The 20,279-nt window shown below is 72.9% G+C and carries 21 protein-coding genes and 1 riboswitch; of the genes, 7 read left to right on the forward strand and 14 right to left on the reverse strand.

The window, feature by feature from the left end; genetic code table 11:
- Nucleotide 1: 1 nt before the first annotated feature.
- A complete protein-coding gene (locus AB0M30_RS43245; RefSeq protein WP_364597141.1) occupies nucleotides 2–301 on the reverse strand; it encodes a YciI family protein in 300 nt (99 codons plus the stop codon).
- Between AB0M30_RS43245 and AB0M30_RS43250 the strand changes: the two genes are divergently transcribed.
- A complete protein-coding gene (locus AB0M30_RS43250; protein WP_364597144.1) occupies nucleotides 300–440 on the forward strand; it encodes a hypothetical protein in 141 nt (46 codons plus the stop codon). The two genes, AB0M30_RS43245 and AB0M30_RS43250, sit on opposite strands and share 2 nt — an antisense overlap.
- 77 nt (nucleotides 441–517) lie before the next feature.
- Entirely contained in the window at nucleotides 518–1,531 is a 1,014-nt protein-coding gene (gene trpS / locus AB0M30_RS43255) for a tryptophan--tRNA ligase (protein WP_364597147.1), read from the forward strand.
- A 29-nt stretch (nucleotides 1,532–1,560) separates the two neighbouring features.
- Here trpS and AB0M30_RS43260 read toward each other — a convergent pair whose 3' ends face one another.
- The 3 genes from AB0M30_RS43260 to AB0M30_RS43270 all read right to left on the reverse strand — a co-directional run bounded on the left by AB0M30_RS43260 (nucleotide 1,561) and on the right by AB0M30_RS43270 (nucleotide 4,150).
- Nucleotides 1,561–1,968: an NUDIX domain-containing protein gene (locus tag AB0M30_RS43260; protein ID WP_364597150.1), complete on the reverse strand. Its 408-nt coding sequence runs from the start codon at nucleotides 1,966–1,968 to the stop codon at nucleotides 1,561–1,563.
- A 155-nt stretch (nucleotides 1,969–2,123) separates the two neighbouring features.
- A complete protein-coding gene (locus AB0M30_RS43265; protein ID WP_364597153.1) occupies nucleotides 2,124–3,437 on the reverse strand; it encodes a HAMP domain-containing sensor histidine kinase in 1,314 nt (437 codons plus the stop codon).
- Nucleotides 3,434–4,150, reverse strand: coding sequence for a response regulator transcription factor (locus AB0M30_RS43270; RefSeq protein WP_364597156.1), 717 nt, complete (start codon nucleotides 4,148–4,150; stop codon nucleotides 3,434–3,436). Before AB0M30_RS43270 ends, AB0M30_RS43265 begins: the two co-directional genes overlap by 4 nt.
- A 148-nt stretch (nucleotides 4,151–4,298) precedes the next feature.
- Between AB0M30_RS43270 and AB0M30_RS43275 the strand changes: the two genes are divergently transcribed.
- Genes AB0M30_RS43275 through AB0M30_RS43285 form a run of 3 tightly spaced genes read left to right on the forward strand, consistent with a single transcriptional unit; the run spans nucleotide 4,299 to nucleotide 7,245 of the window.
- Complete coding sequence (locus AB0M30_RS43275; RefSeq protein ID WP_103337073.1) at nucleotides 4,299–5,396, forward strand: sigma-E factor regulatory protein RseB domain-containing protein; 1,098 nt, start codon at nucleotides 4,299–4,301, stop codon at nucleotides 5,394–5,396.
- Nucleotides 5,393–6,367, forward strand: coding sequence for an ABC transporter ATP-binding protein (locus AB0M30_RS43280; protein ID WP_364597159.1), 975 nt, complete (start codon nucleotides 5,393–5,395; stop codon nucleotides 6,365–6,367). The genes AB0M30_RS43275 and AB0M30_RS43280 overlap by 4 nt, the downstream gene beginning before the upstream one ends.
- Nucleotides 6,364–7,245 carry an ABC transporter permease subunit gene (locus AB0M30_RS43285; RefSeq protein ID WP_364597162.1) on the forward strand — a complete coding sequence of 294 codons (882 nt, stop codon included), beginning with the start codon at nucleotides 6,364–6,366 and terminating at the stop codon, nucleotides 7,243–7,245. Before AB0M30_RS43280 ends, AB0M30_RS43285 begins: the two co-directional genes overlap by 4 nt.
- An 18-nt stretch (nucleotides 7,246–7,263) precedes the next feature.
- Here AB0M30_RS43285 and AB0M30_RS43290 read toward each other — a convergent pair whose 3' ends face one another.
- The 3 genes from AB0M30_RS43290 to AB0M30_RS43300 form a co-directional block, all read right to left on the reverse strand.
- Entirely contained in the window at nucleotides 7,264–8,271 is a 1,008-nt protein-coding gene (locus tag AB0M30_RS43290; RefSeq protein ID WP_364597165.1) for an ABC transporter ATP-binding protein, read from the reverse strand.
- Nucleotides 8,271–9,827, reverse strand: a complete 1,557-nt coding sequence (locus AB0M30_RS43295) for an iron ABC transporter permease (RefSeq protein ID WP_364597235.1) — start codon at nucleotides 9,825–9,827, stop codon at nucleotides 8,271–8,273. Before AB0M30_RS43295 ends, AB0M30_RS43290 begins: the two co-directional genes overlap by 1 nt.
- An 83-nt stretch (nucleotides 9,828–9,910) precedes the next feature.
- Nucleotides 9,911–10,960 (reverse strand): thiamine ABC transporter substrate-binding protein, encoded by a 1,050-nt coding sequence (locus AB0M30_RS43300; protein ID WP_364597168.1) that lies wholly within the window; start codon nucleotides 10,958–10,960, stop codon nucleotides 9,911–9,913.
- Nucleotides 10,961–10,979: 19 nt separating this feature from the next.
- Nucleotides 10,980–11,087: riboswitch (TPP riboswitch) on the reverse strand.
- Nucleotides 11,088–11,119: 32 nt separating this feature from the next.
- Here AB0M30_RS43300 and AB0M30_RS43305 point away from each other — a divergent pair.
- On the forward strand, nucleotides 11,120–11,404 hold the full coding sequence (locus tag AB0M30_RS43305) for a 4a-hydroxytetrahydrobiopterin dehydratase (protein ID WP_103337068.1): 285 nt from the start codon (nucleotides 11,120–11,122) through the stop codon (nucleotides 11,402–11,404).
- A gap of 407 nt (nucleotides 11,405–11,811) precedes the next feature.
- Here AB0M30_RS43305 and AB0M30_RS43310 read toward each other — a convergent pair whose 3' ends face one another.
- The 4 genes from AB0M30_RS43310 to ychF are packed head-to-tail and all read right to left on the reverse strand — an operon-like array spanning nucleotide 11,812 to nucleotide 14,339.
- Nucleotides 11,812–12,144 (reverse strand): hypothetical protein, encoded by a 333-nt coding sequence (locus AB0M30_RS43310; RefSeq protein ID WP_364597172.1) that lies wholly within the window; start codon nucleotides 12,142–12,144, stop codon nucleotides 11,812–11,814.
- Between the two features lie 2 nt (nucleotides 12,145–12,146).
- Nucleotides 12,147–12,614 carry a hypothetical protein gene (locus AB0M30_RS43315; RefSeq protein ID WP_364597175.1) on the reverse strand — a complete coding sequence of 156 codons (468 nt, stop codon included), beginning with the start codon at nucleotides 12,612–12,614 and terminating at the stop codon, nucleotides 12,147–12,149.
- A complete protein-coding gene (locus tag AB0M30_RS43320; protein WP_364597178.1) occupies nucleotides 12,614–13,201 on the reverse strand; it encodes an ArsR family transcriptional regulator in 588 nt (195 codons plus the stop codon). The genes AB0M30_RS43315 and AB0M30_RS43320 overlap by 1 nt, the downstream gene beginning before the upstream one ends.
- Before the next feature lie 55 nt (nucleotides 13,202–13,256).
- The gene (gene ychF, locus AB0M30_RS43325) at nucleotides 13,257–14,339 is read right to left on the reverse strand and encodes a redox-regulated ATPase YchF (RefSeq protein WP_103337064.1); all 1,083 of its coding nucleotides are present in this window, start codon (nucleotides 14,337–14,339) and stop codon (nucleotides 13,257–13,259) included.
- A 102-nt stretch (nucleotides 14,340–14,441) separates the two neighbouring features.
- Here ychF and AB0M30_RS43330 point away from each other — a divergent pair, with 102 nt between their 5' ends.
- The gene (locus AB0M30_RS43330) at nucleotides 14,442–15,836 is read left to right on the forward strand and encodes an AlkA N-terminal domain-containing protein (RefSeq protein WP_364597238.1); all 1,395 of its coding nucleotides are present in this window, start codon (nucleotides 14,442–14,444) and stop codon (nucleotides 15,834–15,836) included.
- Here AB0M30_RS43330 and AB0M30_RS43335 read toward each other — a convergent pair.
- Genes AB0M30_RS43335 through AB0M30_RS43345 form a run of 3 tightly spaced genes read right to left on the reverse strand, consistent with a single transcriptional unit; the run spans nucleotide 15,833 to nucleotide 20,145 of the window.
- A complete protein-coding gene (locus tag AB0M30_RS43335; RefSeq protein WP_364597182.1) occupies nucleotides 15,833–16,024 on the reverse strand; it encodes a DUF1737 domain-containing protein in 192 nt (63 codons plus the stop codon). The genes AB0M30_RS43330 and AB0M30_RS43335 overlap by 4 nt on opposite strands.
- A 21-nt stretch (nucleotides 16,025–16,045) precedes the next feature.
- Entirely contained in the window at nucleotides 16,046–18,997 is a 2,952-nt protein-coding gene (locus tag AB0M30_RS43340; protein WP_364597185.1) for an SMC family ATPase, read from the reverse strand.
- Nucleotides 18,994–20,145 carry an exonuclease SbcCD subunit D gene (locus AB0M30_RS43345; protein ID WP_364597188.1) on the reverse strand — a complete coding sequence of 384 codons (1,152 nt, stop codon included), beginning with the start codon at nucleotides 20,143–20,145 and terminating at the stop codon, nucleotides 18,994–18,996. The genes AB0M30_RS43340 and AB0M30_RS43345 overlap by 4 nt, the downstream gene beginning before the upstream one ends.
- Nucleotides 20,146–20,279: the final 134 nt, after the last annotated feature.

Raw genomic sequence — 20,279 nt, forward strand, 5'->3', positions numbered from 1 at the left:
GCTAGTGGGGGACGGCCTCGTTGAGCAGCCGGAGCTCCGGCGCGGTCTTCGTCGGCGAGAACTCGATGACCTCGTACTTCGCGAGGTGCTTCACGCAGAACGGGTCGGACGCCAGGACGGCGTCGAGCTTCCCGCGGGACATCGGGCGCGTGAAGATCACGCCGCCGGTGCGCGGGTTCCGCCGCCCGGACGCGAGGAAGAGGCCGCGTTCGTACTGCTTGTTCAGCCACTCGGCGTGGTCCGGGAGCGCGTAGTCGATTTCCTCGATCGGTGCTGTGTAGTTCAGCAGGACGACATACATGGTTAAGACGGTAGACCCGCTCGCGCGCCTGCGCGTCCGGACGATGCGAAGTGGTGACGGATCGAGCTATAGTCGGCGCCATGCACGCGCAGACGTCCAGCTGGTGGCCGCCCTCGGCGGCCTGCTGACCCTGCGCTGAACCAGCCAGTGGCCGCCCCGGACGGGCGGCCTTTTTCGTGCCTTCTCCGGGGTGGCCCCCCGCGGAAGGAACCCACGATGAGCAAGCTGTCCGGCATCACGCCCTCCGGTCACGTCCACCTCGGCAACCACCTCGGCGCCGTCCGCCGCTGGGCCATCGAGGGCGGCGCGGAGGACCTGTACTTCGTCGCCGACCTGCACGGCATGACGACCCCGCACAACCCATCGAAACTCCGATCACTGGCGCGCGAGCAGCTGGCGGTGCTGATCGCCGCCGGCATCGATCCCGAGCGGGTGTTCGTCCAGTCCGACCTGGCCCGCGAGCTCGGCGCGCTGACCTGGGTCCTGGAGTGCACCTGCAACTACGGCGAGGCCGCGCGGATGATCCAGTTCAAGGAGAAGTCCAAAGGTCAGGCCGGGGTGCGGCTGTCGCTGCTGACCTACCCGGCGCTGATGGCCGCCGACATCCTCCTGCAGGGCGCGGACGAGGTGCCGGTCGGCGAGGACCAGCGGCAGCACGTGGAGCTGACGCGGACACTGGCGAAGCGGTTCAACGGCACCTACGGCGACGTGTTCACCATCCCGCGCGCGGTGCTGCCGCCGGCCGGCGCGCGGGTGAAGGACCTGGCCGACCCGACGCGCAAGATGTCGAAGTCGGCCCGGGACGCGGTGGGCGTGGTGTTCGTGCTCGACGAGCCCGACCAGATCCGCCGCAAGATCCGCCGCGCGGTCACCGACGGCGGTTCGGTGCCGGTGCACGCCCCGGAGACGCGCCCGGGGATGGCGAACCTGCTGGAGATCCTCGCCGCCTGCCGCGGCGGGTCGCCGGCGGAACTGGCTGACGAGTTTTCGTCGTACGGAGCGGTGAAGGACGCCGTCGCCGACGCGGTGATCGAAGAGCTGCGGCCGCTGCGGGAACGCGCGTCTTCGCTGCTCGACGACGTCTCGGAGCTGGATCGCGTGCGCAAGGCGGGCGCGGAGCGCGCCCGCGAACGCGGCTCGCACCGGCTCGAAGCAGCACTGCGCATGATCGGCGCTGCTGCGCCGATCGGTGACCACTCCGGCCACAGTCACGGCCGCATGACTTCGTAGCAACGGTCGCGTGCCGAGCGCGGGGCGGCCTACTTTTGGCCGGACTGGTCACTGAGCAGCGCGCGGAAGGCCGGCAGCAGGATCCGGTCGGCGGGCAGCCAGTCGACGTCGTCGAGGTCGTCGGGCCCGAGCCAGCGCACGGCTCGGTGCTCGACGGCCCGCGGCTCGTCCCCCGGCGAAACGAGCTTCGCGGCGTAGATGCGGAGAACCCGGCCACCGGGCAGCGGGATGTCCTCCCCGACCCGGCCGCCGACCTCGACGACGACGTCGAGCTCCTCGCTGCACTCGCGAGCCAGCGCGAACGCTTCGGACTCCCCTTCTTCGACCCGGCCGCCGGGCAGTTCCCACTGCCCCGCGTGCTTCGGCGGCCAGGCCCGCTGCTGGGCCAGCAGCTTGCCGTCCCGCACCAGGGCGGCTCCCACGATCACAGCGTTCACAGTCCCGGAACCTACCCGGAAGCCCCGCCGCCGGCCGCACGCCAGACGACCAAACGCCCCAAGGCCACATTGGGTGCGTTCAACGCACCGAAGGCCACATTGGGTGCGTTCAACGCACCGAAGGCCACCTTGGGGCGCTTGAGCCGGGACCGGCGTCAGCCTGCGGGGACCGCGCGCCAGACGACCACGAACCGCGCGCCGCCGTCCGGGGACTCGCCGACCTGGACGCGGCCACCTCGGCGCCGGACCGTCTCCGCCACCATCGCCAGGCCCAGTCCCGTGCCGCCGGAGGACCGGGCCCGGTCGTCCGCGATCCGGTAAAAGCGGTCGAACACCTTCTCGCGGTGCTCCGGCGCGATCCCCGGCCCGTCGTCGTCGACCACGACCCGCACCGACGACCGCGACGCCAGCACCGACACCACGATCTGGCCGCGCGCGTAGCGGCACGCGTTGCGCAGCAGGTTGTCCAGCACCAGCTCCACCTCCGCGTGCGCGGCCGACGCCCACGCCTGGGCGACCGCCGTGCTCACCCGGGTCTCCGGGGTCCCCGCCGGGAGCCGGGCCACCGCCGCGCGGACCTCGCTCACCAGCTCGACCGGCGAAGCGGGCGGCACCTCCCCCGCGTCCGAGCGGGCCAGCGACAGCAGCCCGTCCAGCAGCGACGACAGCCGCTCGGCCTCGGTCAAGATGTCCGACAACGTCTCCTGCGCGAGCTCCGGATCGGGGTTGGTGACGGCGACCTCGGCCTGCACCCGGATCGAGGCGACCGGCGAGCGCAGCTCGTGCGCGGCGTCGCCGGTGAAGCGCCGGAGCCGGTCGCTGGCCTGTTCCTGGCGTTCCAGCAGCGCGTTGAACTCCTCCGCCAGCGCGCGCAGCTCGTCGTGCGAGTCCGGCAGCGCCAGCCGCGCCGCCGGCGGCAGCGACCGCACCGAACCCCGCATGCGCGCGACCGGCCGCAGCGACAGGCGCACCACCAGCCACGTCGCGAAGCCCGCGACCAGCGCGCCGACCACCGCGACGACCACCAGCCACACTCCGCCGTAGTGCACCGCGGCGGCGAACCCGACCAGGCCGGCGCCCGCGACGACCAGCCGTTGCGCCCCGTCCGGCGCGCTGACGACCGTCCCCAGGTACCGCGCGCCGTCGCGCTGGATCGGCTGCCCCGCCTTGAGCGCCGAGACGTCCGAAGCGGAGAGTCCGGTCGGGGTGCCGCCGTCCACGGGTGCGCCCGCGATGTCGAGCACCCGCAGCGTCACCGGGGCGGACCCGGACAGCGGACGGCCCGCGCTCACCTCGGCCCCGGCCGGGCCGAGCGCGCTCGTCAGCTCGTGGTCGACCGAGCCGATGAGCCGGGGTGAGAGGTTCGACGCGGCCAGTGCCGCCAGCCCGAGCAGGCAGACCAGGGTGATCGTCGCGGCCAGCACGGTGATCCGGGCCTGCAGGGTCCGGCCCCGCCACCAGCCGGTCACGGGGTGATGACCTCGTCGAGCTGTGCGTCGGACGCCAGGTAGCCGTGCCCCCGCACGGTCCGCAGCAACGCGCCGGCCCCGACCGCGTCGAGCTTGCGGCGCACGTACCCGACGTAGACCTCGACGAGGTTGCGGGTCACCGCCTGCTCCTCGCCCCAGACCGCGCGCAGCAGCTCGTCTTTCGTGACGACCGTGCCGGCCCGCCCGACGAGGACCTCCAGCAGCGCGAACTCCCGCGGGCTCAGCCCGACCTCTTCGTCGTGCCAGTGCACCTGCCGCAGCCCGCGGTCGACGGCCAGCGCGCCGAGCCGCAGCGTGCCGCGGCCGGCTTCCGGCCCGGCCCGGCGCAGCACCGCGCGGACCTGCGCGACCAGCACCACGAACGAGAACGGCTTGACGAGGTAGCCGTCGGCACCGAGGTCGAGGCCGTCGGCCTGGTCGACCTCGCCGTCCTTCGCCGAGACGAGCAGCACCGGCGTGGTCACGCCGTCCTTGCGCAGCCGCTCCAGCACGCGGTAGCCCGACAGGCCCGGCAGCATGATGTCGAGCAGGACGACGTCGAACGAGCCGGTGCTCGCCAGCTGCAGGCCGGTGGGCCCGTCCGCGGCGGTGACCACGTCCATGCCCTCCGCGCGCAGCCCGCGCTGCAGCGCCTTCCGCACGCCCGGTTCGTCGTCGACCACCAGCACCCGAGGTTTCACGAGACTCATCATGGCCGGTTTTCGCAGGTCGTGCGTCGGTTCTCAGCGCGATCTCAGCCGGAGAGGGAGAACCTTCAGGGGTATCTCAGCCTCGAGAGGGAAGCGTCGTGGCCAGGGAGCCGGGCACACTCAAGCCCGGGAACACCACAGGGAGAGACGCATGAAACCGAAGACGAAGGGCATCACCGCCGCGGTCCTCGGCACCGCGCTCGGTGCCGGTGGCCTCGCGTTTGTCGCGATGCCGGCCAGCGCCGACGACAAGCCGGCGCTGCCGCAGGTGAGCGCCGAGGACCTGGTCCAGTCGGTGGCCAAGGCGAAGCCGGGCGCGTTCGACGGCACGGTGAAGGTGAGCAACGACCTGGGCCTGCCCGCACTGGGGAACGCGGTGCCGGGCGCGTCGGCGCTGAACATGGACTCGGCCCACCTCTTCACCGACGGAGCGGGCAAGAGCCGGCTGGCCGTCACGCAGGGCGCGAGCCAGCAGACCGTCGTCCACGACGGCACCACCGTCTGGGACTACAGCTCCAAGACGAACACCGCGACCAAGGTGACCATCCCGGCCGACGTGGCCCAGCAGAAGGGCGCGGGCAGCGACAAGACCGCCGACCCGCTGGCGGCCTCGACGGAACTGCTCGCGAAGGTCCGCGAGAGCAGCACGGTCTCGGTCGACGGCACCGCGACCGTCGCCGGCCGCCCGGCCTACGAGCTGGTCCTGACGCCGAAGCCGACCGAGCGGACGCTGCTGCGCGAGATCCGCGTGGCGGTCGACTCGCAGACGCGGATGCCGCTGCGGATGTCGGTGCTGAGCAACGGCACGGCGACGCCGGCGCTCGAGGTGGCGTTCACCGAGATCGAGTTCACCCAGCAGCCGGCCGACCTCTTCACCTTCACCCCGCCGAAGGGCGCCAAGGTGCAGGAGAAGACGCCGACGATCGACCAGCAGCACAAGGACCTCGCCGAGCAGGCGAAGCAGGACGTCAAGGTCGTCGGCGACGGCTGGGACACCGTCGTCACCGGCAAGGTCCCGGCGGACGCGCTGAACGCGGCGCCGAAGCAGCAGTCCGGCCGTGAAGGCCGCGGCGGCAACGCGGACCCGAAGGCGCTGCTCGAGCGGTTCGCGAAGAAGGTCAACGGCGCGTGGGGCAGCGGCTACCTCGTCACCACGAAGGTCGGCAGCGCGGTGCTGACCGACGACGGCCGGTTCGCCGCCGGTGCGGTGCCGGAGCAGGTCCTGTACGAAGCGCTGGGTCAGAAGTGACCAGCACCACTGTCCAGTCCGGGGCGGACGTCTCTTCGGAGGCGTCCGCCCCGGCGGTCCCGCTCGCCGCGCGGACCCGGGGACTGCGCAAGGTCTACGGCAGCACCGTCGCGGTCGATCACGTCGACCTCGACATCCCGCAGGGCGCGGTCGTCGGGATGCTCGGGCCGAACGGCTCGGGCAAGACGACCACCATCCGGATGCTGCTCGGCCTGGTCCGGCCGACCGAGGGCGAGGTCGAGCTGCTCGGCCGCCCGATGCCGGACGCCGCCGCGCACGCGCTGCCGGACGTCGGCGCGCTGGTCGAGGGGCCGGGCTTCCACCCGTTCCTCTCCGGGCGCGACAACTTGCTGCGCTTCGCCGCGGCGGAACCGCGGCTGTCCTCCGCCGGGATCCCTGCCGCGGTGGACACGGCGCTGGAGCGCGTCGGCCTGACCGGGGCGGCGCGCCGGCGGTACAAGGGGTATTCGCTCGGCATGAAGCAACGGCTCGGGCTCGCTTCGGCGTTGCTCGTGCCGCGGAAGATGGTCGTGCTCGACGAGCCGACCAACGGCCTCGACCCTGCTGGTACCAGGGAGATCCGCAGGATCGTGGCCGAGCTGCACGCCGAGGGCGTCACCGTGCTGGTGTCGTCGCACCTGCTGGCCGAGGTCGAAGCGACGTGCACGCACGTGGCCGTCCTGCAGTCCGGCAACGTCGTCGCGCAGGGCGAGCTGGCGGAGCTGCTGGAGTCCGGGAACGCGGCCTTGCTGGTCCGCACGCCGGACGCGGAGCAGGCGGTGGAAGTGCTGCGGGAGAACCGGATCGGCGCCCGGCTCACGCCGGACGGCATCCGGGCCGATCTGACCGCGGCCGAGGCGCCGCGGGTGCTGCAGGTCCTGGTGGGCGCGGGGGTCGCGGTCCACGAGGCGACGCGGGCCCGCACCGGCCTGGAAGACCTGTTCGCGCGGCTGACCGAGGGGGCGGAATGACGACGGCGGTTCTCGACGCACCGGCGGCCCGCACGGGCCACGACACGGTGCCGTTGCCGCGGCTGCTGGCCGCGGAGCTGCGCTGGATCTTCCGGCGGCCGCGCACGCTGGCCGTGCTCGGGTTGCTGGCGCTGATCCCGGTGGTGATCGGCATCGGCCTGACGCTGGTGGACGACAACCCGAACGCCGGCGGCGGCCCGGACGAAGGCGGCGGAGCGCTGCTCTCGTCCGCGGTCAACAACGCGTTCGTGCTGCCCATCGCGGCGATCGTGATGTCGCTCGCGCTGCTGCTGCCGCTGGCTTCGGCCATGGCGGGCGCGGACGCGATCGCGGGTGAGACCTCGCACGGCACGCTGCGCGGCTGGCTGATCGCTCCGGTCGGCCGCGGCCGGCTGCTGGCGGTCAAGGCGTTCGGCGTCGCGACGGTGTCGGTCGTGTCGGTGCTGGCGATGTGCGTGACGGGCGTGGTGACCGGGCTCATTATCAACGGCACGGATTCGCTGTTCACGCTGTCGGGCACCACGTTGTCCCTGGGCGGTGCGCTGGCGCGGATCCTGCTGGTGGCGGGCTGGGTGGTGCTGCAGCTGTGGGCGGTCGGCGCGGTGGCGCTGGCGCTGTCCAGCTGGACCGAGCACCCGATGCTGGTGGTGGCTTCCGTCCTGGCGGGCGACATCGTGTTCACGATCCTCGGGTTCCTGACGTCGCTGGACTGGCTGCACCCGTTCCTGCTGACGCAGAACTGGTCGCTGGCCCCGGCGGAGGTCCTGCAGGACCCGATGGGCACGCAGATGCTGGGCGAAGGCGCGTTGCGCGCGGCCTGCTACATCGTCATCGGGCTTTCGCTGGCCTACGCCCGCCTGTCGACCCGAGACGGCTGAGGTTCCTTCCGGACGGCGTCAACCGACCAGCGCGACGCCGTCCGGGTCGAGCTCCAGCTTCACCGCGTCCCCGGCGCGCAGGTCCGACGCGGCCGGCGCCACGGCGTCCACTGTGGAGTCCGCGAGTTTCACCACGAGCCGCACGTGCTCGCGCCGGTGCACCGCGGCCACCACCTCACCGTCCACTCCGGACTTCGCCACCCGCAGCGCGTGCGGCCGCAACCCCAGCCGCACCGGGCCGTCGGCGGCGTCCGGGAGTTCCAGGTCCCCCAGCTCCGTGTGCACGTGCCCGGCCGCGGCCACACCGTCGGCGAACGTCGTCACGCCGAGGAAGCGGGCCACGTCGTCGTCCGCCGGATTCCGCCACACCCGCCGGACCGCACCTTCCTGGCGGACCTCCCCCGCGTCGAGCACCGCCACGCGGTCGGCCAGCGTGAACGCCTCCTCCTGGTCGTGCGTCACCAGCAGCGCGGTGATCTTGCTGCGCCGCAACAGGTCCGCCAGGTCGATCGCCAGCTGCTCACGCAGTCCCGCGTCCAAACCGGACAGTGGCTCGTCGAGCAGCAGCAGCCGCGGCTTCGGCGCCAGCGCCCGGGCCAGCGCCACCCGCTGGGCCTGGCCGCCGGACAGCTCCGTCACCCGCCGTTTCTCGAAGCCGGCGAGGCCCACCAGCTCCAGCAGCTCGGCGACCCGCGGCGCCCACTGCGCGCGCGGCACGCCGTGCATCCGCAGGCCGAACGCGATGTTCGCGGCGACGTCGCGGTGGGCGAACAGCTGGCCGTCCTGGAACACCAGGCCGAAGCCGCGCCGGTGGACCGGGACCGCGCCGAGGTCCTCGCCGTCCCAGCTCACCGAGCCGCGCGCCGACGGCTCGAGGCCGGTGATCGCGCGCAGCAGCGTCGACTTGCCCGAGCCCGACGGGCCGAGCAGCGCCAGCACCTCGCCGTCGGCGATGTCCAGCCGGGCGTCGCGCACCGCCGCGAACGATCCGTAGTGGACGGTCAGGTCCCGCACCGACAACGCCATCAGAACTCTCCCACCCCGTCGCGCCCGAGCCGGTCGATCAGCGCGACCGCCAGCACCGTCACGAGCATCAGCAACGCGCACGCCGCATAGGCCATCTGGTTGTTCAGCTCACCCGGGCGCGCCATCAACGTCGCGACCGCGACCGGCAGCGTCGGCGCCGTGGGCCGGGCGAGGAAGCTCGTCGCGCCGAATTCGCCGAGAGCCACGACGAACCCGAAGCCCGCCGCCGCGACCAGCGGCCGCAGCGTCAGCGGCAGGTCGATCTCCCGCCACACCCGCAGCGGGCTCGCCCCGAGCGTCGAGGCGGCCTGCCGCAGCCGGACGTCGACCGAGCGCAGCACCGGCAGCACCATCCGCACGATCAGCGGGATGATCACCAGTGCCTGGGCCAGCGGCACCAGGTAGGGCGAGGTCCGCAGGTCGCCGGGCAGCGCGTCGAGCGTCACCAGGTAGCCGAACCCGACGGTCACCGCGGACACCCCGAGCGGCAGCATCAGCACGGCGTCCATCGTCTCGCCCAGCCCGCGCGCGGCTTTGGCGGGCGAGCGCCGCAGCGCCACGAGGACGACGGACGCGAGCACGCCGACGACCAGCGCGAGCAACGTCGCGTCGATCGCCACCTTGAGCGAGTTCAGCGCGGCGTCCCAGCCGGACACCTGAAGTGCGCCCTTCTCGCCGGTGCTCGTCAGGGCCCGGTACCCGGCGAGGCTCCAGCCGTCCTCTGTGGACACCGATTCGGCGAGGAGCGCGACGATCGGTGTCACCAGCAACGCGAGGACGACCCCCGCGGCACCGACGATCCACCACTCGCCGCCCCTCGGCGGCCGTGCTCCGCCGGAGCCGATCCGGGCGCCCTCCTTGCGCCGCCGCGCCAGCCCGCCGAGGACCAGCGCGGCGACCACGGCCGCGAACTGGATCAGCGAGAGCGCGGCCGCGCCCGAAAGGTCCAGCAGGTCGACCGTCCGCAGGTAGATCTCGGTTTCCAGGGTCCGGTAGCGCGCCCCGCCCAGGATCAGGACGACCCCGAAGCTGGTGGCGCAGAAGAGGAACACGACGGCCGCGGCGGACGCGACCGCGGGTGCCAGCGCGGGCAGCGTCACCGACCGGAAGGCCCGCCACGGCGACGCGCCGAGCGCGCGGGCGGCGTCGGTCGTCCGCGAATCGAGCCGCGCCCACAGCCCGGCGACGGTCCGCGCGACGACGGCGACGTTGAAGAAGGCGTTGGCCAGCACGATCGGCAGCACGCCGCCGTCCGGCCACAGCGCCCGGAACGCCAGCCCGACGACCACGGTCGGCAGCACGAACGGCACCAGCACCAGCGTCCGGGCCAGGCCGACGCCGGGCAGCCGCACCCGGGCCAGCAGGAACGCCACCGGCAGCCCGGCCAGCACCGCGACCACCGTCGACGCGGCCGCGCTCGCGACGGTGAACCCGGCCAGCTGCCAGGTCCGCGCGTCGCCGAGCACGACGTCGAGCCCGCCCGCGGCGAACCCGCGTCCGATGATCGCCAGCACCGGCCAGGCGAAGAACACCACCAGGAACCCGATCGGGGCCAGCCCGAGCAGCGCCAGGCCGAGCCCGCGAGCGGTCCGCGGTGGCGCTGTCGCTTTCCCGGGACTCCGCGGTGGAGCCTCGGAGCTCACTGCAGGAGCGTGCGCCATTCGCCGATCCACTTCTCGCGTCCGGCCTGCACCTGGTCCGCGGGCAGCGCCTGCGGCCTCTGCGGCAGCGGGGCCACCTGCGCCCAGCCCGCGGGCAGGTCGACGCCCTGGCGCGCCGGGTAGACGTACATGTTGGCCGCGACCGTGGCCTGGAACTGCTGCGAGAGCAGGAAGTCGACGACCTTGCGGGCGTTCTCGACCTGCTTGCCGTTCGCCAGCACGCCGGCGTACTCGACCTGCCGGTAGCAGGTGTCGAGCAGCGCCTTGGTGCGCGGCTTCCCGTCGTCCCCGACTTCGGCGGCCGGCGACGACGCGTACGAGACGACGATCGGCCGCGGCCCCTTGCCGGACGAGCCGGAGAACTGCTTGGTGTAGGCCTCTTCCCAGCCGCTGACGACCTTGACGCCGTTGGCCTTCAGCTTCGTCCAGTAGTCCTTCCAGCCGGCGTCGCCGTACTTGGCGACGGTGCCGAGGAGGAACGCCAGCCCGGGCGACGCCGTCGCCGGGTCCTCGGCGACCAGCAGGTCCTTGTACTTCGGGTCGGCCAGGTCGTCGTAGGTCTCCGGTGCGGGGATCCCCTTGGTGGTGAAGTAGTTCGTGTCGACGTTGACGCAGACGTCGCCGACGTCGACCGCGGACAGCCGGTGCTCGGGGTCGACGGCGTAGCGCTGCGGCCCACGGTCGGCTTCCGGGCTGGTGTAGGAGTCGAAGACGCCTTCGCTGAGCGCCCGCGAGGCGAAGGTGGAGTCGACGCCGTACGCGACGTCGCCGATCGGATTCGCCTTCGTCAGCACGAGCTTGTTGGTCAGCGAACCGGCGTCGCCCTGCTTGAGCACGGAGACCTTGATGCCCGACTGCTTCTGGAAGGCGTCGAGCACCTCCTGCGGCGCCAGGAACGAATCGTGCGTCACGAGGGTGACGGTGGGCGTCTGCTGCGTGCCACCGTCACCGTCCGACAGCGAGCACGCCGCGGCGACGGCACCGACGGCGGCGATGGCCGTCGCGGCGCGCACAGCCCTGCGTTTCATCTACCCTCCTGCACTTCGCCGACGCGGAGGGAAGCCCTCCCGTCGCCGGCATGATCCGGTCAGGTGCGAACGGTCGCGGGTGACCCCGCCTCTCAGCCCGGCTCACCGGACTCCCGTGGCAACCGTGCAGCGTAGTCCAGGACGGCCGACCATGGAGACATGACGGAAATCTTGAACGACGACGAGGCCGACGCCCGGCTCGGTGCGGACTGGACGCGGTCCGGCGCGGTGATCGCGCGCGAGGTGGAGCTGGCGAGCTTCCCCCAGGCGATCGAGGTGGTGAACCGGGTGGCGGACCTCGCCGAAGCCGCCGACCACCACCCGGACATCGACATCCGCTGGCGCACGCTGACCTTCCGGCTCAGCACGCACTCGGCAGGCGGCCTGACGGCGAAGGACTTCGACCTGGCGTCGCGGATCGACGCGGTGCTCGCCGCGGTGTGATCTCGGCTACGCTCAGTGCACCTTCGCCCGGGTTCGGCGTCTCTCGGTTACCGGAACCTTCGGGAAGGAGAGACAGATGACTCAGGCAATCGTGGTCGGCACGGCGGCGTTCGCGACGATGGTGGCGGCGGCCGGTGGGGTGCTCTGGTTCACCGCCCGCAACCGCCGTCACCTGGACGGCTGAGAGTTCGATCACAGCTGTTAACGGGCGGCATGATCAGCGCGCTGTTCCTGCGGAAGCATCGGTTCGGCCCCTAGGAAACGCCATGAACAGCACCGCCGCCCTCACCCCCGCCCAGCGCGCCTGGATCAACGCCCTCGCCCCCGCGGTGGTGCTGATCGTGATCGCGGTGCTGGGCCTGCTCGGCTAGTCCGCCCAAGCCTGCCGGACCTCCGGGTCCGGCGGGCTACAAGGTGATCTGCCCGGGCGGCGGGAACTCGGCCGGGGTCTCGTCGGCCGTGGACCAGTACTCGAGGCACGACAAGCGGCCTTCGTCGACGAACACGATGAGGCCGCCGTCCGGGACGTCGGCCTCCACCGCCACCGATTCCATCTTCGGCGAGCGCGGGGTCGCGTCGTCCACGGCGAGGTCGATCGTGGGGCAGCCGCAGCCGCAGCGGCCGACCACCCGGGCCGTGGTGGCCTGCGCGCGCAGTTCCGCGGCACCGGGGAAGTCGGCCGCGAGCAGCGTGTCCAGTGCCGTCCGCTCGTTCGGCGTCAGCGGGCGAGGGCTCGCCACGATCAGTACCGGGGCATGTTCGGGATGGCCTTCTCCGCCACTTCGATGAGCGCGAGCACCTTCGGCACGTCGGCCGCCACGTCCTCGGCGGTCATCGCCGGAGTCTCCGACGATCGATAGGCGATCTCGTTGCGCCGGGCCCGCATCCGGTTGAAGGGCCGCAGGAGCGAGCCCAGCGGCGGATCCAGCTGGGCGAGGACGGCCTCGTAGACGGTCACGTGGCCGCCCCGGCTCGTCACCCGCAGGCCCTGGTTCTGCAGGACCGCCGCCAACGCGCGGCGCGCGCTGTCGTAGGCCAGCGTGTAGGCGCCTTCCGGGTCGGTGTCCTGCAGCTGCCGCGCTGACGCGAGGTGGGTGCGGGCCCGGGCCAGTTCGGCCTCGGCCGCCTCCCGCGACGCCGGGACGCGCTCGATGGCGCCGCGGGCCATGAAGGCGTCGATCCGCTCACGCCCTTGGTTCCACTGGGGCATCAGGCCTCCTGGTCGAGGTTCAGCCGGGCCAGCGGACGTTCGCGCACGCTGGTGAGGAACGGATCCGCCGTGTCCGCCGCCCACGACTCCGGCGAGATCCGGTGCACGTTGACCTCGTGGCCCAGCCGCCGCGACACACCCTCGGCCAGGTCGAAGAGCGCGTCCGGATCGGGCGAACCGACGACGAGCACGTCGACGTCCCCGGGCGGCGGGCCCGGTTCGCCGCGGTAGCGCGCGGCCCAGGACCCGTAGATGTAGGCCTCCCGCACGCCCGCCAGCCCGGACAGGGCCTCGGCGAGCAGCGGCAGCGGCCCGAAGGTGACCGCGATGACCTCGCTCAACGGCCGGTAGAGCGGGGTGTCCGTGCGGGCTTTGACGAGCCGGCTCCGGCCGACCCGCCGGTCTTCCAGGATGCCGCCGCCGACGAGCCGTTCGACCTCGCGCAACACGGCCGTGGGGGTGACGCCGGAGGCTTCGGCGAGCTCGGTGATGCTGTACTCGCGCTCCGGGTGCAGCAGGACCCGCGCCAGCACCTCACCCTGCATGCGGGACCGCAGCAGGGGGAGCAGGCTCGGCGACGTTTTCATTGGACGCAGTATATCCTGCGTCCAATGAAAGCAACAGTCAGTAGTTGACGCTCACTCAGACGTTGAAGCGGAACTCGACCACGTCGCCATCGGCCATCACGTAGTCCTTGCCCTCCATGCGGACCTTGCCCGCCGCCCGGGCGGCCGCCATCGAACCCGCCGCCATCAGGTCGTCGTAGGAGACGATCTCCGCCTTGATGAAGCCGCGCTCGAAGTCCGTGTGGATCACGCCCGCCGCCTGCGGGGCCGTCGCGCCCTGCGGGATCGTCCACGCCCGGGACTCCTTCGGGCCCGCCGTCAGGTACGTCTGCAGGCCGAGGGTGTGGAAACCCGCGCGGGCCAGGGAGTACAACCCCGGCTCCGGCTGGCCGACCGACTCGAGCAGCTCGCGGACCGACTCCTCGTCGTCCAGCTCCAGCAGCTCCGCCTCGACCTTCGCGTCGAGGAACACCGCGTCCGCCGGCGCGACCAGCTTGGTCAGCTCCTCGCGGCGGGCTTCGTCGGTGAGCACCGGCTCGTCGGCGTTGAAGACGTAGAGGAACGGCTTCGTGGTGAGCAGGCTCAGTTCGCGCAGCGCGTCGAAGTCGACTTCCTTCTGCGCCTGGAAGAGCGTGCGCCCGGCGTCGAGGATCTCCTTCGCCTTCTGGGCGTTGTCCAGCGCGGGCTTGTTCTCCTTCTTCGTCCGCGCTTCCTTCTCCAGCCGCGGCAGCGCCTTGTCGAGGGTCTGCAGGTCGGCGAGGATCAGCTCGGTGTTGATCGTCTCGATGTCGCTCGACGGGTCGATGCGGCCGTCGACGTGCACCACGTCGGGGTCGTCGAACACGCGGATGACCTGGCAGATCGCGTTGGCCTCACGGATGTTCGCCAGGAACTTGTTGCCCAGCCCGGCACCCTCGGACGCGCCCTTCACGATGCCCGCGATGTCCACAAAGGACACCACGGCCGGCACGATCTTCTCCGACTTGTGCAGCTCGGCCAGCTTGTCCAGCCGGGGGTCCGGCAGCGGCACGACCCCGACGTTCGGCTCGATCGTCGCGAACGGGTAGTTCGCGGCGAGCACGTTGTTACGGGTCAGCGCGTTGAACAGGGTGGACTTGCCGACGTTGGGCAGGCCGACGATACCGAGGGTGAGGCTCACGACCCCGCAGTCTACGTGGCTGCCCCGCCCACGCCCCACGCACCCAACGCCGTGGCGGATTTCCGCCAGCGACCGCACTGACCTGCTGGCATGCTCGGATCAATGGTCACCGAAACGCTCTCACCCTGGCGCGACGCCGAACGCTGCTACCGCGTGGTCACCGCCCGCGACCCGCGCTTCGACGGCCAGTTCATCATGGCCGTCCGCACCACCGGCATCTACTGCCGTCCGTCTTGCCCGGCGTCGACGCCGAAGGTGCAGAACGTCCGCTTCTTCCCGACGTCGGCGGCCGCGCAGGCCAACGGCTTCCGCGCCTGCCGCCGCTGCCTGCCCGACGCCGTGCCCGGCTCGCCGGACTGGAACGTGCGCGCCGACCTCGCCGCGCGGGCGATGCGCCTGATCTCCGACGGGACCGTCGAGCGCGACGGCGTCCCCGGCCTCGCGCGGCGGCTCGGCTACTCGGAACGCCAGCTGGGCCGGGTGCTCACCGCCGAGCTGGGCGCGGGCCCGCTGGCCCTCGCCCGGGCGCACCGCGCGCACTCGGCGCGGCTGCTCATCGAGATGTCCGAGCTGCCGCTGACCGACGTCGCCTTCGCGGCGGGCTTCTCCAGCGTGCGGCAGTTCAACGAGACGATCCGCGAGGTGTTCGCGACGACGCCTTCGCAGCTTCGGGCCTTCGCGGCTTCACGACGTGGCCGGCAGAGCGACGTGACCGGGACCCGGCTCAGCCTGCGGCTGCCGTTCCGGCCGCCCTTCGACGCTTCGGGGTTGCTTCGCTTCTTCGCGGACCAAGCGGTGCCGGGCGTCGAGGAAGTCACTTCGGAGACCTACGCGCGGACCCTGCGGCTCGCCCACGGCACCGGAGTCGTGCGATTGACGCCCGCGCCGGACCACGTGCGCTGCGAGCTGATGCTGACCGACCTGCGCGATCTCGGCAGCGCGGTCAGCCGGGTGCGCCGGCTGCTCGACCTCGACGCCGACCCCGCGGCGGTCGCCCGCGTCCTCAGCGCCGACCCGGCGTTGGCCCCGGTGGTCGCGGCCGTGCCGGGGATCCGGGTGCCGGGCGCCGTCGACGGCGAGGAACTGCTGCTCCGCGCCCTGCTGCGCGAGGTGCCGCCGGGCGAGGAGGTGCCGGGCGAGTGGGGCGTGCGCGGGCTCTTCCCGACGGCAGCCCGGATCGCGACGGCCGGGCTCGGCGAAACCGTCACCGGCGTGGCCGCCGCCCTGGCCGAAGGACGCCTGGAGGTCCACGTCGGCCGGGAGGCGGCCGAACTGCGCGCGGAGCTGCTGGGCTGCCCCGGGGTCGACGCGTCGACGGCGGACTACGTGCTGATGCGCGTCCTCGGCGCCCCGGACGTCCTGCTCACCGGCGACCCCCGGGTCCGGCGCGGCGCCGAAGCGCTGGGCATCGCGCCGGACTCCCTGCCGGAGCGGGCGCGCGCGTGGACGCCGTGGTGTTCCTACGCCGGGATGTACCTCCGGCACGCCGCTGCCTAGCCCTGTTCGCCCGGCCACAGCACGGCCTGGGCGACGATGACCTGCTCGCCGTCGTGGGTCACCGCCGGCGAGCCGTAGAGGCGGTAGCCGAGTTCCAGCGCTTCGCTGACCCGGTGGCAGAACTTCGCGTCGTCCGGGCCGGTGAGCACGCGGTAGCGGGGCAGGCCGTTCGGCGGCTGGTCGGTCATGGGTCCATCTTGGCCGGGTGATCAGCCCGCGCGCACCTCCAATGTCGAGCCCGTGCGGGACTTCCGGACCCGCAGCCGCGTCGGGATGCGCTGCCGCAGCTCCTCGACGTGGGACACGAGCCCGACCACGCGCCCGCCGGCGCGCAGCTCGTCGAGGATGTTCATCACGACGTCGAGGGTTTCGGCGTCCAGCGTGCCGAACCCCTCGTCGACGAACAGGGTGTCCAGCAGCACGCCGCCGGCCTCCCCCGCGACGACGTCCGCCAGCCCCAGCGCGAGGGCCAGCGACGCGAGGAACGACTCCCCGCCGGACAGGGTCTTCGCTGGGCGGATGGTGCCCGAGTAGTCGTCCAGCACGTCGATGCCGAGCCCGCCGCGGGTGCCGCGCGCCCCGGCCGCGTCCGAGTGCACGAACGAGTACCGGCCCTGGCTCATCGTGCGCAGCCGGTGCGTGGCGGCGACGGCGACTTCTTCGAGCCGCGCCGCCAGCACGTACGACCGCAGCGACATCTTGCGGCTGTTCTGCCCGCGCCCGTTGACGACCTCCGAGAGGGCTCGCAGCTCGGCGTACTCCGCCTCGGCCGGGGCGAGCCCAGCCAGCGCCGCGCGCAGCAGGCCGGCCAGCCGGGTCAGCTCCTCGTGCTGCGCGGTGGCCGCCCGAAGCGCCGCGTACGCGGAGTCGGCACGCGCCCGGGCCAGCTGGGCCGCGTCGGCCGCGCGCGCGACGTCCGCGACGTCGTCCGGCGAGATCCCGAACAAGTCCGGTTCGGCCAGCAGCGCCCGCGCGCCCGCGGCGGCCGCCTCGGCCTCGGCGATGCCCTGCTCCAGCTTCTCGATCTGCTCGTCCGGCAGCATCGCGGCGCGGGCCTTCTTCAGCGAGGCGAACCCCTTCGCCGCGACCGCCGCGTCGACCAGCGCTCGCTGCTGGGTGACGCGTTCCCGGGCACCGGCGACCGCTGTGCGCGCCTCCGCGACGGCCTCCAGCGCCTCGGCGAGCCCGAGAAGGTGCGTCCGCCGCGCGCCGACGTCCGCGAATTCGCCCCGGCCGGCGACCAGGCGGCGCTCCCGCTCGGCCAGCCGCTCCTCCAGGGCGCGGACGTCGGTCGTGGCTTCGGTCGCCGCCTGTTCGGCCCGGCGAAGGCGCTCGGTGCGTGCTTCCAGGTCCCGCTCCAGCAGGACGACCTGGTGCCCCAGCTTGGCCTTGGCGGCCGCCTGCCCGGTCAACGTGGCGACGGTGGCGCGGGCGTCCGCCAGCTCGGCGGTGATCGACTCGGCCGTGCGCCCGGCCAGCCGCTCGATCAGGCCGGCCAGCCGCGCCTTCGCTTCCTCCAGGGCGACGACCACCCGCTGCCGCACCGCGTCCGCCGCCTGCTCGGCTTCCTCGGCCGCGCGTTCCTCCGCCGGGTCGACCAGCTCGACGTCCCGGCTCGCCTTCGCCGGGTGCTCGGCCGACCCGCACACCGGGCACGGCGCGCCGTCCGGCAACGCGGCTGCCAGCTCGGCCGCCATGCCGTCGAGCCGTCGCTCCCGCAGGTCGAGCCGGCGCTGCCGGGCCGCCTGGTGCGCGTCGACGACTTCGCGCAGCTTCGCCTCACCCCGGCCGACCTTCGCCTGCGCCTCGGGCAGTTCGGCGGCATCGCGGGCGAAGGCGCGCAGCTCGTCCACCTTCGCCTTGGCGCCGTCGAGCTTGGCTTCGGCTTCGGCGGCTTCGAGGGCGTCCGCCCGCAGTTTCGTCAGCTGGCCGGGGATCGCGGCCAGCTCGGTGGTCAACGCCTCGACCTGCTCGCGGGCCGTGACCGCGGCGAGCTTCCGGTCGTCCCGCCGCATGCCGTCGAGCTCTTGCTGCTCGGCCTCGGCGACCAGTTCCGCGACCGCGCCCGCCTCTTCGCGCGCGGTGGCCGCCCGCGCCTTCAGGTCACCGGTCGCCCGGGTGCCGAACTCCCGGAGCCGGGCCCCGCGGGCCTTCTCCGCCTGCTCGGCTTCGGCCAGTTCGGCGGCCCGCCGATCCAGCAGGTCGGCCTCCACGGCGACCCCGGCGGCCCGCCGCGCGGCGGCGACCTCCTGCGCCCACTCGGCCCGCTGCGGCGCCTGTTCGGTGATCTCGAGCAGCCGCAGGTGCGCGGTGCGCACCCGGCGGATCTTTTCCGCGCCCGCGCGTTCTTCCTGCAGGTAGACGTCCGCCCGCTGTGCGGCCGAGCGCGCCCGCTCCTCCTCGGCCGTCACCTGGCCGACTCGCGCCCGCGATTCGGTGAGCACGACGTCGACCCACTCGGCCACGTCCGTCTCGGGGGGCTCCTGCTGGGCCTCCTGCGCGTACCGGGCCAGCAGCTCCCGCACGTCCCGCTGCCGCGCCTCCAGCTCCCGGCCGCGTTCGGCGCGCAGGTCGGCGAACCAGCGTTCGACGTCGGCGAAGCGCTCGGTGCCGAACAGCCGCTCCAGGAGCTTCTCGCGCTCGGCGGTGTCCGAACGCAGGAAGCGGGCGAACTCGCCCTGCGGCAGCAACACCACCTGGAAGAACTGGGCCGCGGTCATCCCGAGCAGCCGCTCGACGGTGCGCGCGACCTCTTCGATCCGGATCAGGCCCTCCGGCGCGAGGCCGGCGGGCGCGGTGCCGACCCAGCTCAGCGACACCCGCGCCTGCTGGGTGGTCGTGCCCTCGCCGCGCCGCTTCGGCCGCTGGTACTCCGGGTTGCGCACGATCTTCAGCCGGTGGCCCTGCACGGTGAGCTCCAGCGCGACCTCGGTGACCTGGTCGCGCTCGGCGAGGTCGCACCGCAGCCGCTTGGCCTCGTTGCGGGCGCCGGGGACCACGCCGAACAGCGCGAACGCGATCGCGTCGAGCAGCGTCGTCTTGCCCGCGCCGGTTTCGCCGTGCAGGAGGAAGAGACCGTCGGCGCCGAGCACGTCGAAGTCGACCACTTCGCGTGCGCAGTACGGCCCGAAGGCTTCGACCTCCAGCCTGTGCAGCCTCATTTCGCGAGGGCCCCCCGGTCGGCCGCTTCCAGGGCCCGGAACAGGAGCTGTTCTTCGCGCTCGGTCGGCGGGGCGCCGCGGCAGTCGTCGAGGAAGCTGCGCGAGACCTCGATGTCGGACCGGCCACGGACGGCGTCGGAATAGCGCAGCGGGGCGCCGGCGTGCCCGCCCGCCGGCTCCCACTCCAGGTGCACGGCGTACCGGAACCGCTCGCGCAGCCGCCGCATCGCGTCGACCGGGCGCACCCGGTCGGTGACCGTGACCGACAGGAAGTGGTCGAGGTAGGCGTCGTGCGCCGGGTCCAGCAGGAGGTCTTCGAGCTCGCCGGTGAGCGTGGCGAGTGCTCTCGGCACGGGCAGCTCGTGGCGCCGGACCTCGGCGAGGCCGGTTCGATCGACGTCGACCAACCAGACCGATTTGCGTTGGCGGGCCTCGGAAAACGAGTACGCCAGCGGGCTGCCGGAGTACCGCAGGTGCTCGGCGAGCGTCTGCGGGCCGTGGAGGTGGCCGAGCGCCACGTAGTCGACGCCGTCGAAGACCGAGCCGGGTACCTGCTCGACGCCGCCGACCGCGATGGTTCGTTCGCTGTCGGTCGGTTCGCCGCCGGTCACGAACGCGTGCGCGAGCACGACGGACCGGACGCCGGGCCGGGTTTCGAGGTCCGCGCGGATCCGGCGCATGGCCTCGGTGAGCACGCCGGTGTGGCCGCGCGCGTCCGGTACACCCAGCGCGTGACGCGCCGGTTCCGGCTCCAGGTAAGGGATTCCGTAGACGGCGACCGGGCCGTGCTCGTCGTCGAGCAGCACCGGTTCGGCCAGCCCGGCGATGGTGGTGCGGAGGTGGAGGCCGCCCGCCGCGGCGAACTCCGCGAAGGCGCCGAGGCGGGGCGCCGAGTCGTGGTTTCCGGGCGTGACGACCAGTTGCGCGCCGGCCGCGCGAATCCGGGCGACGGCTTTCGTGGCCACCCGCACGGCTTCGGCGGAGGGGACCGCGCGGTCGTAGACGTCGCCTGCCACCAGGACGGCGTCGATCGCCTCGCCGGCCACGAGGTCGGCGAGGTGCCCGAGCACCGCTTCCTGTTCCGCCAGCAGGTCGGCGCCGTGGAACGTGCGGCCGATGTGCCAGTCGGAGGTGTGCAGGAATCTCACGGGCGCCAACGGTACGACCCGGCTCCGACGAAATCGCGCAGGCACGCCGCCTGCTCACTCGAACGTGTGTACTAACACGAGCGGGCAAGATCGGACACGCCCTGACCGGAATCGATGTGTTCGCAGGTCAGCTA

The organism is Amycolatopsis sp. NPDC051716, from assembly GCF_040681595.1.
Classification (GTDB): Bacteria; Actinomycetota; Actinomycetes; order Mycobacteriales; family Pseudonocardiaceae; genus Amycolatopsis.